Source organism: Arthrobacter sp. LAR12-1-1.1 (genome assembly GCF_040676555.1).
Classification (GTDB): domain Bacteria; phylum Actinomycetota; class Actinomycetes; order Actinomycetales; family Micrococcaceae; genus Arthrobacter.
The window spans coordinates 70733-83714 of record NZ_JBEGIG010000078.1 but is presented as its reverse complement, the minus strand read 5'-3'; the positions used below and the strand labels follow the sequence as shown (position 1 = coordinate 83714).

General features: G+C 67.3%; 11 protein-coding genes. 4 read left to right on the top strand and 7 right to left on the bottom strand.

Translation table 11 applies throughout. The annotated features are described in order from the left end of the window. Positions 1–74: 74 nt before the first annotated feature. Complete coding sequence (gene trmB, locus MRBLAR12_RS22495) at positions 75–1031, bottom strand: tRNA (guanosine(46)-N7)-methyltransferase TrmB (RefSeq protein ID WP_364748588.1); 957 nt, start codon at positions 1029–1031, stop codon at positions 75–77. A 103-nt stretch (positions 1032–1134) separates the two neighbouring features. On the opposite strand from trmB, the gene MRBLAR12_RS22490 reads away from it, so the two are divergent. Next, complete coding sequence (locus MRBLAR12_RS22490; RefSeq protein WP_364748586.1) at positions 1135–2397, top strand: MFS transporter; 1263 nt, start codon at positions 1135–1137, stop codon at positions 2395–2397. A 110-nt stretch (positions 2398–2507) separates the two neighbouring features. On the opposite strand, the gene MRBLAR12_RS22485 is transcribed toward MRBLAR12_RS22490, so the two are convergent. Both MRBLAR12_RS22485 and MRBLAR12_RS22480 read right to left on the bottom strand, forming a co-directional pair. Continuing rightward, positions 2508–3797, bottom strand: a complete 1290-nt coding sequence (locus tag MRBLAR12_RS22485) for an MFS transporter (RefSeq protein WP_364748583.1) — start codon at positions 3795–3797, stop codon at positions 2508–2510. A gap of 23 nt (positions 3798–3820) precedes the next feature. Further along, positions 3821–5086 (bottom strand): M20 metallopeptidase family protein, encoded by a 1266-nt coding sequence (locus MRBLAR12_RS22480; RefSeq protein ID WP_364748580.1) that lies wholly within the window; start codon positions 5084–5086, stop codon positions 3821–3823. A gap of 212 nt (positions 5087–5298) precedes the next feature. Here MRBLAR12_RS22480 and MRBLAR12_RS22475 point away from each other — a divergent pair, with 212 nt between their 5' ends. After that, positions 5299–6330, top strand: coding sequence for an Lrp/AsnC family transcriptional regulator (locus MRBLAR12_RS22475; RefSeq protein ID WP_364748752.1), 1032 nt, complete (start codon positions 5299–5301; stop codon positions 6328–6330). A 302-nt stretch (positions 6331–6632) separates the two neighbouring features. After that, positions 6633–7979 carry an MFS transporter gene (locus tag MRBLAR12_RS22470; protein ID WP_364748750.1) on the top strand — a complete coding sequence of 449 codons (1347 nt, stop codon included), beginning with the start codon at positions 6633–6635 and terminating at the stop codon, positions 7977–7979. A 103-nt stretch (positions 7980–8082) separates the two neighbouring features. Here the strand turns inward: MRBLAR12_RS22470 and cycA are convergent, their stop codons facing one another. The 4 genes from cycA to MRBLAR12_RS22450 form a co-directional block, all read right to left on the bottom strand. Then, the gene (gene cycA / locus MRBLAR12_RS22465; protein WP_364748577.1) at positions 8083–9588 is read right to left on the bottom strand and encodes a D-serine/D-alanine/glycine transporter; all 1506 of its coding nucleotides are present in this window, start codon (positions 9586–9588) and stop codon (positions 8083–8085) included. A gap of 497 nt (positions 9589–10085) precedes the next feature. Continuing rightward, positions 10086–10292, bottom strand: coding sequence for a CsbD family protein (locus tag MRBLAR12_RS22460; RefSeq protein ID WP_229994072.1), 207 nt, complete (start codon positions 10290–10292; stop codon positions 10086–10088). 202 nt (positions 10293–10494) lie between these two features. Further along, positions 10495–11208: a class I SAM-dependent methyltransferase gene (locus MRBLAR12_RS22455; protein WP_364748575.1), complete on the bottom strand. Its 714-nt coding sequence runs from the start codon at positions 11206–11208 to the stop codon at positions 10495–10497. Positions 11209–11225: 17 nt separating this feature from the next. Further along, positions 11226–12266, bottom strand: coding sequence for a class I SAM-dependent methyltransferase (locus MRBLAR12_RS22450; RefSeq protein ID WP_364748572.1), 1041 nt, complete (start codon positions 12264–12266; stop codon positions 11226–11228). 198 nt (positions 12267–12464) lie between these two features. Between MRBLAR12_RS22450 and MRBLAR12_RS22445 the strand changes: the two genes are divergently transcribed. Then, a complete protein-coding gene (locus MRBLAR12_RS22445) occupies positions 12465–12782 on the top strand; it encodes a hypothetical protein (RefSeq protein WP_229994075.1) in 318 nt (105 codons plus the stop codon). Positions 12783–12982 lie beyond the last annotated feature (200 nt).

The window sequence follows — 12982 nt, the reverse complement described above, 5'->3', positions numbered from 1 at the left end:
ACCCAGCGTGGTTCGTTCCGTAATCGTGCCACGCCAAGCCGCTCAGGAACAGATGCCTGCGGGGCCCGGGGTGCCTAAATTCTGCGGTAGCTGAGATCGAAGATCAGGCGCCCGGCCTCGTGCGCCTTGTTCTCGAAGCTGGTCAGGATCCGGCCGTGAAACCGCGGCGCCCAGCCGCCGGTTCCGTCGACGCCCTCGTTGGGCCCGGTGTGCTCGGTGCTGACGGGTGCCCGGCCTTCCTTGACGGGCGCCCCGCCCACGCGGGACTCGACGCCGGATTCCCACACCTGGGTCAGGGGGCTGTCAGCACCGGCGCGTTCACCCTCGTGCAGGTTCTCGAACTCCGCCGAGCCCGCCATGACCTCGCGGACGTGAACGGCGTAGTTGGACCAGTCGGTCGCGATCCGGAAGATGCCGCCGGGCTTGATGGCCCGGGCGGCGAGATCCACGAAGTCCGGCTGAATGAGGCGGCGCTTGTGGTGCCGGGACTTGTGCCACGGGTCCGGGAAGAAGACCCATAGTTCCGTGACGGAGCCGGCGGGGAGCATGGTCGCGAGCACCTCGGGGGCGTTCGCCTCCACTACCCGCACGTTGCTCAGTTTGCGGCTGTTGATCTTGATCAGCGTGTTGGCCAGGCCGGGGGTGTAAACCTCCACGGCAAGGAAGTCATTGTCCGGGTTTTCCTCCGCGGCGTGGCATACGGCGTCGCCCAGTCCGGAGCCAATCTCCACAATCAGCGGAGCCGTCCGGCCGAATTCGGCCTCCGCGTCGAACATGTAGTCCGGGTGCACTGAGGTGTTGGCGACATGGCGGGGGACCTCAACCGCCCAGCGGTCCGCGTGCTCCTCCCATGCGGCCTGGCGGCGGCCCTGCAGGCGCGTGCCGCGGCGCACAAAGCTCACCGGACGGCCTCCGTACGTGCCGAACGAGGCCTGGCTGCCGGGGGTCACGGGGCGCGGAAGTCGGGTCTCTTCAGGGGTGCCGGGATCCGGGTCTGCCGGGGTGCCGGGGGATTCTGGGGATTCGCTCATCCCTACCAGAATAGTTGAGTTTGCGGGGCCGGGGCGCCCCCGGGGGGACCCCGCGACCTCCCGGCGAAGGGGCGGCGGGACGGGGCCTGCAAGAATTGGGCGGGTGACTTCAGCTGGGAAAACTGACGAGCAGGACCTTTCGGCCAGCGTTGCTGTCCGGGATGACACACCCGGAGCGCCCCGCGCCCCCGGCCGCCGCATGCTCGCGTACATGGGCCTCTGCCTTGTCCTGATCGGGCTGAATCTCCGCACCGTGTTTTCGAGCTTCGCGGCGGTACTGCCCGAGGTGACGGCCGACGCCGGGCTTCCGGCCTGGGCGGTCGTGCTGCTGACCACTGTGCCGGTGACGCTGCTGGGTGTGTTCGCCCCGCTGGCCCCGTGGCTGGCGCGCCGGTTCGGCGCCGAGCGTGTGCTGCTGGGTGCCATGGCTGTGCTCACGGCCGGGCTGCTGCTGCGGCCCGTGGAGCTGCCCGCGGCCGGCCATCTGCCGGCCCTGCTCGCCGGAACCGCCGCGTGCGGCGCCGCGATTTCGCTGTGCAACGTGCTGCTTCCCGGGGTCGTCAAGCGTGACTTCCCGCACCGCCTGGGCCTCATGGGCGGCCTGTACACCACGGCCATCTGCGCCTCGGCCGCCCTTGGTGCGGGTTTCACGTTCCCGGTTTTCCGCGCAACAGGGCAGTGGACGGCCGCGCTCTGGTTCTGGGCGCTGCCGGCCGGCGTCGTCCTTCTCTTGTTCCTGCCGCCGGCGCTCCGGGCAGGTCCCGGCGGGCCGCCGCGGCCAGCCGGAGGCGTCAGCGTCTGGCGCTCCGCCGTGGCCTGGAACGTGACTGCGTTCATGGTCCTGCAGGCCATGATGTCCTTCAGTGTCTTTGCCTGGCTGGCCCCGATCCTGCGCGAACGCGGCGTGGACGGCGGCACGGCCGGCCTGATCGTCTCGGCCTCGATTGTGCTGCAGATGCTGGGCTCGCTGTTCGCGCCTGCGCTGGCCACGCGGTTCCGGGACCAGCGCGGCATCAACACGGCCGTGGCGCTCATGACCGGGGGAGGGTTCGCTTTGAGCATCTTCGGCCCCCTGGACTTGATCTGGCTGTGGACCGGGCTGCTCGGCCTGGGCCAGGGGAGCCTGACCGCCGCGGCGCTGACCCTGATCATGGTCCGCACCCGCGACGGGCACACCGCGTCCCAGCTCTCCGGGATGATGCAGGGCGTGGGCTACGGGCTTGGCTCCAGCGGCACCCTCCTGGTGGGCCAACTCCACCAGTCCACCGGGTCCTTCGCCGTAGCGGGCGTGCTGTTCTTACTGGTGGGCTCGCTCGCCGCCGTGTTCGGGTACAGGGCCGGGCGCGACCGTTTTGTCGGCGGTTGACCGCCCTGCTGCCCCCCAACTGACCCCAAAAACACGTTGAGCTATCAGTTGTTGCTGTCCTGAGCCTTCCAGAACAGCAACAACCGATAGCTCAACCTGGCGGGACAGGATCAGAGGGTGAGGTCCTTGCCCTTCGTTTCCGGGATGGTGAAGACGAACATCGCGGAGATGGCGAGGAGAATCACGGCGTACACGTTGAACAGCTGGGGCATCTGCACGGTGGTGCCGAGCCACTGCTGGAGATAGGGCGCGGTTCCGCCGAACACCGCTACGCAGATGGAGTAGGGGACGCCGACGCCCACCGTGCGGATGCTCGTGGGGAACAGTTCGGCGTACACGGCCGGGACGATCGCCGCGCTGGCGGCGATGAAGATCAGCATGACGGACATGCTGACGGCCAGCTGCCAGGCGGAATCCTTCAGCAGGGCGGTCATCGGAAAGTGCATGACGCCTGCGCCGATTGCACCGGCCCACAGCACTTTCTTGCGTCCGATCCGGTCGGACAGCTTGCCCCAGAACGGCAGCGCCGCGATGAATACGATGTTGCCGATCACACCGGCCCACAGGGCCTCGCCGCGGTCAATCTTCAGGGCGGTGGTGGCGTAGCTGGGGGCCACGACGCCCCAGATGTAGTAGATGACGGTCAGGCCGACGGTCAGGCCGATCACCTGGAGGGCCTGCTTGCGGTGGCGGACGATCTGCGGCCAGATCGGGGCGCGCTTTTCCGCAGTGGCTTCGCCCTCAAAGACGTCCGTTTCATGCAGCCGTGACCGCATGATCAGCGCGTAGAGACCCATGGCCGCGCCGATCAGGAACGGGATGCGCCAGCCCCACGCGTTCATGACCTCGGTGCTCAGCGCCATGTTCAGCACGGCACCAAGCAGGGTTCCGAACAGGATTCCCACAGTGCCGGACGTGTAGATCAGGGTGGCCCAGAAGCCGCGGTGTTCCTTCGGCGCCATTTCGGACAGGTACGTCTGCGACGACGGCAGCTCGCCGCCATGCGCCAGGCCCTGGATCAGGCGTGCCACCAGGAGCGTGAGCGATGCCCATACGCCGACGGCCGCGAACGTCGGCGCGATGCCGATCATCAGGCTGCCCACCGACGCGAGCCCCACGGCCAGGGTCATGGATGCCTTGCGGCCGATCCGGTCACCGATCCACCCGAACAGGAAGCCGCCGAAAGGGCGGGCAACGAAGCCGACGGCGAAAATTGCCAGCGTGGACAGCACCGCGGACGCAGGATCCGACTTGCTGAAAAGCTGGCTGGCGATGAACGGCGTGAACGTGGCGTAGATGGCCCAGTCGTACCATTCGACAGCGTTGCCGATGCCGGTGCCGATGATCGTCTTACGGGTGGACGTCCGGGTCGCCAGCGGCGTGCTCGCGGTTGTAGTCATGGTCTTCTCCCTCAGGGGGTGGGCTAGGAAAGGGTGGAGGAAGCGGCGGTGTTGGCCGCGGCGGGAGCATCGGCCGCCGCAAGTGCGGCCAGCCTCGAAATGGCGAGTTCCGCATAGAGCGCGGCGCCGTCGGCCAGCACGCCGTCGTCGAACGTGGCGTACGGGGAGTGATTGAACGCGGATGCGGCGTGGTCGGCGTCCCGGGGGACGGCGCTCAGCCCGATGAACGTGCCGGGGACCTCGGCGAGAACCCTCGAGAAGTCTTCGGAACCACTGAGCGGGGTGGCCCAGCGGGAGAGCCGGGAATCCCCGAACAGGCCCGCAATGACATTTTCCGCGATGTGCGTCTCGTCCTCGTCCGTGATGGTGAGCGGGTACTCCTGCTGGTAGTCGACGTCGACGTCGAGGCCGTGCGCCGCCGCGATTCCCTTCAGCAGGCGCGGCACGGCGTCCATCATCTTCTGCCGGGCTTCCTCGGAGAAGGTCCTGATAGTGGCCTCGATGCGTGCGGTTTCCGGGATGATGTTGCGCTTGGTGCCGGCCTGGAGGACCCCCACGGAGAGGACTACGGGATCGAACATGTTGAACTGGCGGGTGACCATGACCTGGAGGGCGGTGACCATTTCGGCAGCCGCCGTCACGGGGTCCTTGGCAGAGTGCGGGGCAGACCCGTGGCCGCCGGCGCCGAGCACGGTGACCATCAGGCCGTCGGACGAGCTGAGCATGACGCCGGGCTTGGTGCAGAACGTGCCGTGTGGTTCCAATGCGGAAAACACGTGCATGCCGTAGGCGGCGTCCACGCGCCGGCCGGCGGCATCCAGCACGCCTTCGCGGATCATGTGGCTGGCACCGTCGAAGCCCTCCTCGCCGGGCTGGAACATCAGGACGACGTCGCCGGCCAGCCGGTGCCGGCGTTCGGCCAGGAGCGTGGCGGCCCCTGCCAGCATGGAAGTATGCAGGTCATGACCGCAGGCGTGCATGGCGCCGTCGATCCGGGACGTGTAGTCCACGCCTGTTTTCTCCTGGACGGGCAGGCCGTCCATGTCCGCGCGCAGCAGCACGGCCGGGCGGGAGCCGGCGCCGGTTCCGGACGCCTGGCCGCGAAGTACCGCGGTGACCGACGTCGTGTCCTGGCCCAGGGTGATCTCAAAGGGAAGCCCGTCCAGGGCTTTGAGCACCTTTTCCTGGGTGCGGGGCAGCGTCAGGCCGATCTCGGGTTCCCGGTGCAGTTCATGGCGGAGCCGGGCAAGGTCCGCCTGCATTTCCCGGGCATCTGCGGTGATCGGCACGTGTTCTCCTTGTTTGTCGAAATCTTGTTTGTCGAAGTCGCTGGGTTGTGGCACTGGCTTGGGATTTAGATTGTGATTTGGCTTGGTTCGCGTCCGGTGAGGACGTCCTGCGTCTATTCTCAAGTGACATGGTTCACATGCGGTTCAAGGCCAGAAAAAATGCAAAAAAGTGCCGCCACCGCAGGTTTCGTGCACGAATAAAGGGAAGAATGATGGAACTCAGCGAGGACGACCTCGCCCTGATCAACGTCCTGCAGATTGCCCCGCGCCTGAGCTGGGCGGATGCAGCCCAGGTGCTGGGCGTTCACGCCACCACGCTCGCCGCCCGCTGGGAGCGGCTGCTGGCATCTGGCGTTTCCTGGGTCACGGCCCACCTGATCGGCGACCCTCAGCAGATGTGCCTGGCATTCGTCGCCGTGGACTGTGAAATGCACCGGCGCGAGGAAGTCACCGCCAGGCTCGCCGAGATGCCGGAAATCGTCACGGTGGAGGAGGCGGCCAGCAACCGGGATCTCATGCTGACCGTCATTACGCCCTCCCTGGACGATTTCAGCCTGAAGGTCATCTCGCGGCTGAAGGAGATCGACGGCCTCCTCAAATATCAGACCGCCCTGTGCACCAGGTTGCACGCGAGCGGCGGCTCCTGGCGGCTCAATGTGTTGAGCCGCGCACAGCAGGCTGCCGTGCGGGCATTGGCCGGCCCCGAGGCCACCGGGGTTGCCCGGGCTGCCGCCCGGGAAGCGCTGCCGGACAGCCACCTGGCGCTCCTGCCGTTCCTGGCCAGGGACGGACGGGCCACGGCGGCGGACATTGCCCGCGGGCTGGGCAGGCACCCCGCCACCGTCCAGCGCCAGCTCAACCGCGTGCTCGCCAGCGGCATCCTGTCCTTCCGGTGCGAGGTGGCCCAGAAGTTCTCGGCCTTCCCCGTGACCTGCCAATGGTTCGTCAATGTCCCCGCGGGGCGGCACGAGGCAGCCGCAGCCGAGCTGAGGACCATGCGGAACGTACGGCTCAGCGCCTCCACCACGGGGCCCACGAACTTCGTGATCATCATGTGGCTGCAGTCCCTGGCGGACGTCATGAACATCGAGGTGGCGCTGCAGCAGAAAGTGCCCGGGATCGTGCTCGTGGAAAGCGTCGTCATGCTGAGCACCGTCAAGCGCGTGGGCTGGATGCTGAACCCGGACTCAAGGGCAAGTGGCGCCGTCGTGGTTCCGGCCCAGGGGTCCGACGCGGCAGGCTGACCGCGGCGTACCCACCGGGGCTGACTGACAGCTGAGAACCGGGGCACGGCGTGCCGCGGTTCCAAGTTGTGGCATGCTTCCCGTAGGCGCCCTGCACCTGCTTCACTTGCTGCGTCAGGAGCCGCGCCGCCAGCCCCGTTCCCGCCCGGACTGGCCTTGGCCTCAAGCCGAGTTGAGGTTTTAGGGCTGCGTCCATGTCTACCGATCAGGTCCCGCCCGTGTCCCGAACCGACCCACCATTTCAGAAATCCAGTCCGAAACCCGTCCCGGAATCGGCCGGAATTTTCCACCGCCGCTACCTGATGGTGACACTCGGCGCCTGCGCGCTGGTGTTCCTGGCGGCCTTCGAATCCCTGGCGGTGACCACCATCATGCCGCTCGTCAGCCGGGAACTGGACGGCGCGAGCCTCTACGCATTGGCCTTCGCCGGACCGCTGGCCACCGGGGTGATCGGCATGGTGGCCGCAGGAAGCTGGTCGGACCGCAAGGGGCCGGTGGCGCCGCTCCTGGCCGCGGTGGGCATGTTCGTGCTCGGCCTGCTCATCGCCGGTACCGCCGGAACCATGCCGGTCCTTGTGTCCGGGCGGCTCGTGCAGGGACTCGGCGGGGGCGGGCTCACCGTGGCCCTGTACGTTGTCATTGCCCGGGTCTACCCGCCGGTCCTGCATCCGAAAATCTTCGCCGCCTTCTCCGCGGCCTGGGTCATCCCGTCCCTCGTGGGTCCGTTCGCGGCCGGCGCCGTGGCGCAACTGGCGGGCTGGCCGTGGGTCTTTCTCGGCGTGGTCGGACTCGTGGTCCCTGCCCTGCTCCTGACGGCCCCGGCCCTTCGCGGTCTGAACGGAAGCTCCGGCGCCGCCGCCCCGGGAAGCGTGGAGACCGCAGCCGGCGGCCCGCCGGGCGGCCTTGCAAAGCTGGGGCTGGCGGCGCTGGCAGCGCTCGCCGTGCTGGGCCTGAACCTGTCCGCCGCGGTACCGGGGGCCGGCGCGGTGCTGGCGGCGGCCGCCGTCGCCGTCGCACTCCTGGCCGTCCGTCCCCTCATGCCGCGCGGAACGCTGACCGCCCGGCGCGGCCTCCCGAGCGTGATCCTCACCCGCGGGCTCGCGTCCGCCGCCTTCTTCGGCGCCGAGGTGTACCTGCCGTACCTGCTCGTGGAACGCTACGCCTTCGCCCCGACGTTTGCAGGCCTCACGCTCACCGGCGGCGCCATCGCCTGGGCGGCGGCCTCGGCCATCCAGGGCAGGCTGGGGACCCGCCTGGAGCACCGGAGGGCGGTGCGGATCGGCTCGGCCCTCGTCCTTGGCGCCGTCGTCCTGGCCCTCGTGACAACGGTGCTGGCCTGGCCGGCCTCCGTCGCGATCGGGGGCTGGATCTTCGCCGGGGGCGGGATGGGCCTGATGTATCCGCGCCTTAGCGTCATGACCCTGGCCCTCTCCACCAAGGACACCGAGGGCTTCAACAGTTCGGCCATGTCCATTTCGGATTCCCTCGGCGGCGCCCTGGCCCTCGCCGGCACTGGGATCGTGTTCGCCGCATTCGCGACGGCGACTCCGTCGGCCTCGTTTGCCGGAGTCTTCGCGCTCACTGCGGTGATCGGCGTCGCCGCCGTGGCCGTCGCCCCGCGCGTGGCCGCCGTCAGGACAACCATGTAACGGGCACGGCACCATAACGGCACGGCACCGTAACGGCACGGCACGGCAAAGGAGCCCCGGCCGGATGATCCGGCCGGGGCTCCTTGTGTATCAGAAGTAAGGGTCAGGCAGCCGCGCGGGCTTCCTCCTGTGAGCGGACGGCCTTCCATTCCACAATCCGGGCCTGCTGCAACGGGGTTTTCCGGTTGAAGTGCCAGGCCGCACCCAGCAGCAGGAACCACACGGGTGTCACGAAGAGTTCCAGGCGGGTGTCATCGGCCTGCGCCAGCGCCACCAGCATGAAGACGAAGAACGCGAGCACCACGTACGGCATGAAGGCGGAGCCGGGCATCTTGAAGGCCGAAGCCTCGTGCAGTTCCGGCCGCCGGCGGCGGAAGGCGATGTAGCTGATCAGGATCATGGACCACACAAACATGGTCAGCACGGAGGCCACGGAAGTGACGATCGTGAACGCGCCGATTACGGAGTCGCCGGCATAGAGCAGGACCAGACCGGCCAGCAGGAAGATGCAGGAGAACAGCAGCGCGTTCTGCGGTACCTTGCGGATGCTGAGCTTTCCGAATGCCTTGGGCGCGTTCCCGTCCTGGGCCAGGCCGTAGACCATCCGGGACGTTGAGTAGATGCCGGAGTTGGCGCTGGAGGCGGCGGAGGTCAGGACCACAAGGTTGATGACCACTGCGGCGATCCCCAGTCCGGCCAGGGTGAACATGCCGATGAACGGGCTGCTTGCGGGGTCGATGGTGCGCCACGGATTGACCGCCATGATGACCACCAGGGCGCCCACGTAGAAGAGGAGGACGCGGACCGGGATGGAGTTGATAGCCCGCGGCAGGTTCTTCTCCGGGTCCTTGGTTTCGGCGGCGGCTGTGCCCACCAGTTCGATCCCGGCGAAGGCGAAGATGGCGATCTGGAAGCCGAGGACGAAGCCGAACATGCCGTGCGGGAACATGCCGCCGTCGTTCCACATGTTGGCGAGGTTGGCTTCGGCCCCGTTCGGGGACGTGAAATGGGTGGCGATCATGACCGCGCCGGTGATGATCAGGGCCACGATGGCGACCACTTTGATGATGGCAAACCAGAACTCCGCCTCACCGAACGCCTTCACGGTGGGGAGGTTCAGGAGGATCAATACCACGGGCGTGAGCAGCGCCGGGATCCACAGGGGCGTGCCGGGCGCGAGCTTGTCCACGTATCCGGCAATGGCGACGATGTCCGCCACCCCGGTGACTACCCAGAAGAACCAGTAGGACCAGCCGGTGAAGAAGCTGGCCCAGGGGCCGAGCAGGTCGCCGGCGAAGTCACTGAAGGATTTGTAGTTCAGGTTGGAGAGCAGGATCTCGCCCATCGCACGCATCACGAAAAACAGCATGAAGCCGATGATCATGTAGACGAAGATGACGGACGGCCCGGCGAGCGAGATGGTCTTTCCGGAACCCATGAACAGGCCGGTGCCAATTGCGCCGCCGATGGCGAGCAACTGGATGTGGCGGTTGCCGAGGGCGCGGGCGAGGTGCGGCTCGCGGCTCCCGGCGCCGGAGTCACCGTTGGCGGAGGCGGCAGTGTCAGATTCTGAAATGGCCGGAGCGGCCGAGGTGGTGCGTTCAGACATGAGGCTTCTTCCTTGTCACAGGCGGTCGCCCCGGGCGGGGGTTCCGCAGTGCGGGCCGCACAGATCCGTCAGTGTGTGACGGAGGTAACAGTTTTGGCGGGTAAATCAAGGTTAGGGCCGGTATTTCGCGGTCCGTGTTGTCGCGACGGCCCGCGCAGGTGGCCCGGCCGGCCGGTGATCTGCCGTGGCGCTCCCGGCGGAACGGACCTCCCGGAAGGCGCCGGAGCAGGTCCGGAGTCCACATCCTTCGCGGGCCCTAGGGGAATATGCGGCGCCGGCACGGGCCGCCGCCTGCCGGCTCCGGTTTCGCGTTTCCGCAAATCAGCCGCCGTGGGCAGGTTCGACAACTGTCGATCATCTTAGCTTCAGTTGTCGTCCGCTGTCCTTTGTCACATTTTTGCGCGGCGACAACTGCGACGACGGCGGAAACGGGACGGCCCCGCCTTGGGCGGGGCCATCCCGTTGCGGGGGTCAGCTGCGGGTTTCAGTTGCGGGGCTCAGCTGCGGGTTTCAGTAGCGCGGCTCAGTAGCGCGGTTAAGTAGCGCGGCTCAGCAGGGCAGTTCAGTTGCGCCCGCTTGGGCCGGGCCTGCTCATGCTGGCCATCGCGCTTGAGGTCCTCATTGCCAGTCATCGTGCCGGTACCTTCTTTGGCTGCACCGATGTGGTGGATGACCGTGAGTTTGGCCTTGCCGTCGATTCCCATGATGTTCCCTTCCCCTGATTGCTAGGTCATGCGGTGTTGCTGTACGTCCACAGGGCCAACGGGCGCGGTCAGGTCCAGCCACATTGGGGATTCGGAACAGAACCCGAAGTGGATGGCCCGGCAGCGTATCGATTTCGACGGTGGGTTCAGCGACGGCGTCCGCGATCCCGGGGGATGCTCCCTCGACCGATTGCCCGGCAGCCTACCGGGCCGCCAGACGGGTGGCCCGCAGCACGGCATCCGTGAGGGACACTGCCTCGCCCTCGGGCCCGATGGCGCTGCGTTGCCGGCTGTCCAGGGCCGCGACGCGCCACAGCGGCTCCTCGATCCGGAGCTCCCGGGCAAGGTCCTCGGCGGTGAAGAACTTCTCCGGCGTATGGTGCGCGCCCCACGGAGGCAGCCCGTCGGGGTGATGGCCGACGATCAGCAGCGTCCCGCCGGTCCGCACCGCGGCCGCGGCGAGCTGCAGTGCCTGTTGCCACGGCATCTGGGTGGAATGCAGGAACTGTGCCGTGACGAGGTCGAACAGCCGGTCCGGGACCCACGTGGCAAGATCCTGCTGCACCCACTCGATGGAAGCATCCTGGCCGTGTTCCCGGGCGTGGACGGCCGCACGCTCCAGGGCGACGGCGGAAACGTCCAGGCCCGTCACGGTCCAGCCGCGGGCAGCGAGCCAAATGGCGTCCGCACCTTCGCCGCACCCCAGATCCAGGGCGTCGCCGGGAGGCAGGTCCGCCACCTCCGCGACGAGTTGCGGGTTCGGATCCCCGCTCCACATCTTGGGGCGGCTGCTGTACTTTTCATCCCATACCCTGGCCGCGGTGCCGGGCGCCGCATGCTCGGCGGCGTCGTGCTCGTGGCTGGGGGTGTGGCTGTTTCCTTGCCTGTGGCTCTGGCTCTGGCTGCGTTTTGTCATGGTTTCCCCTCATCTCGTTAGTCCGACGGGTTTGGCTGGCGGTCTTCCTGCGGGCCGTGGCCGGCACCGGGCGCCACGGCGGGCGCCACGACGGCGGTGACGAACCCGGCCGGCGCGGACCGCCGTCGGGTCTCCCGGCCGAAATTCCGGTGCTCCTCCAGGACCAGCCCGAAGGACCCAACAAAGTCCGCGGCGCTTTTCCTCGCCGGGGGAGTGTTGTCGATGCCAAAGGTCAGCGGCTCGCCGACGAATCTCGCCGCAGCCCGGGCGTACCGCATGTAGGGCGAACGCGAGGCGATGGTTTCCCTGGAGAAGTAGTCAAAGGCCACGACGCTGCCCGGGGCGGTGCCGGCGATCCTGCGCAGTGTTGCCTCGACCGAGTCGCGGTCCAAATACATGGTCACCGCTTCCCACAGGAACAGTGCTGGCCTGCCGGGGTCGAAACCCGACGCCACGAGCTTGTCCATCCAGTCCTCGGTCTCGAAATCGGCGGACACGTAGGTGGCCAGGCGTGCCGACAGGCCCGCTTTCTCGAGCATCGCGAGTTTGTAGGCCTGCGTCCTTGGCAGGTCGATTTCAAAGCAGCGCACACGGTCCTTTGATGACAGCCTGAACGCCCGGGTGTCGAATCCCGCACCGAGGACCACCAGTTGGTCAACTTCGGCCAGATGCCGCTGGAGGGCAGCATCGTAGTAGCTGGTCCGTGCTGTCGACTGATGGCGCATCGGTGCCCGCCCTTGGTACGGATAGCGGTAGATCCTGGGAACGAATCCCGTCAGCAGGTGTCCCACGAGCGTGGGGGCCGTCTCCAGCCGGAACCCTTCCTGGGACACATTCGGCATGACCGCCATGAGCCGGGCCGCAGGCTCATCCGCCCTCGTCCCCAGCCGGTGCTGCATGTAGCGCGTGTAGAGGGAGGCGAACAGTGTGGCCGAAACGCCCGCACGCCGGCTGTAGTTAAGCAGTCGGGGGACTGATGCGGCATAGCCGGCCGCCCCTAGGGGCAGCAGCGCCACTTGGATGACCCGAAAGAAGCCAGCGGCGAGAATTCCCGGCATCGTGCCCCGTCTCCTCTCGTCGCCTTGCCCGCCCACCATGCTCCTCCGGGACGCAATGGTGGTCAATACACGCTCTGGGCTTGCCTTAGAACGACATGAAGGCGGAGGGACACGTAGAAATCACCCCCCGGAAACGAATCCGAAACCTGTGTCGTGAATGCTGGGCACAAGACATTGAACACTGGGGAGGCAATGATCATGGACGTTGATGAAGCACGGAAAATCCGCAGCTCCGCTGAATTGAACGTAGGGGACCAGATCGAGGCTTGGCACAACGGGAAGCTCTTCCACCGGGGCGCGGTAACCCAGACCGTCACGGGCGTGGACCTGTTTTGGATCCTGGATGCCCGGACGGGATCCCGCCGGCTCATCGACGCCGAGGCGCTCGTGATCCTGCGGCCCGCCGGACCCGGCTCGGCCGAGGCGCCGTCACGGGCACCCGCCCACACTTCCGCCCGCACGCCCACCGAGACGTCCCACATGCCGCTGTTCCAAGCCCCCAGCCTGGCCGGCTAGGAGCCGAGCCGATGGCCCCGGATACGGGACCCTGCCCCGCCAGATGGTAGACTACTAAAACTTGATGTGCAGTGATGCCCACTTTGATTCGGTTGACCGACTTCGGTCCGTCAACGGGATCCCTGCCGGTTTCCTTCGGGAATCCACACGCAGGCAGTGGGATTTTTTCATGTGAGAGGCACATCCTGCGTCGATGAACG

Excerpts from the sequence above, each read along its gene's own strand:
- MRBLAR12_RS22445 (WP_229994075.1), top strand. The coding sequence starts at position 12,465 with ATGGACGTTGATGAAGCACGGAAAATCCGCAGCTCCGCTGAATTGAAC.
- trmB (WP_364748588.1), bottom strand. The coding sequence starts at position 1,031 with ATGAGCGAATCCCCAGAATCCCCCGGCACCCCGGCAGACCCGGATCCC.
- cycA (WP_364748577.1), bottom strand. The coding sequence starts at position 9,588 with ATGTCTGAACGCACCACCTCGGCCGCTCCGGCCATTTCAGAATCTGAC.
- MRBLAR12_RS22450 (WP_364748572.1), bottom strand. The coding sequence starts at position 12,266 with ATGCCGGGAATTCTCGCCGCTGGCTTCTTTCGGGTCATCCAAGTGGCG.
- MRBLAR12_RS22460 (WP_229994072.1), bottom strand. The coding sequence starts at position 10,292 with ATGGGAATCGACGGCAAGGCCAAACTCACGGTCATCCACCACATCGGT.
- MRBLAR12_RS22455 (WP_364748575.1), bottom strand. The coding sequence starts at position 11,208 with ATGACAAAACGCAGCCAGAGCCAGAGCCACAGGCAAGGAAACAGCCAC.
- MRBLAR12_RS22475 (WP_364748752.1), top strand. The coding sequence starts at position 5,299 with ATGGAACTCAGCGAGGACGACCTCGCCCTGATCAACGTCCTGCAGATT.
- MRBLAR12_RS22470 (WP_364748750.1), top strand. The coding sequence starts at position 6,633 with ATGGTGACACTCGGCGCCTGCGCGCTGGTGTTCCTGGCGGCCTTCGAA.
- MRBLAR12_RS22485 (WP_364748583.1), bottom strand. The coding sequence starts at position 3,797 with ATGACTACAACCGCGAGCACGCCGCTGGCGACCCGGACGTCCACCCGT.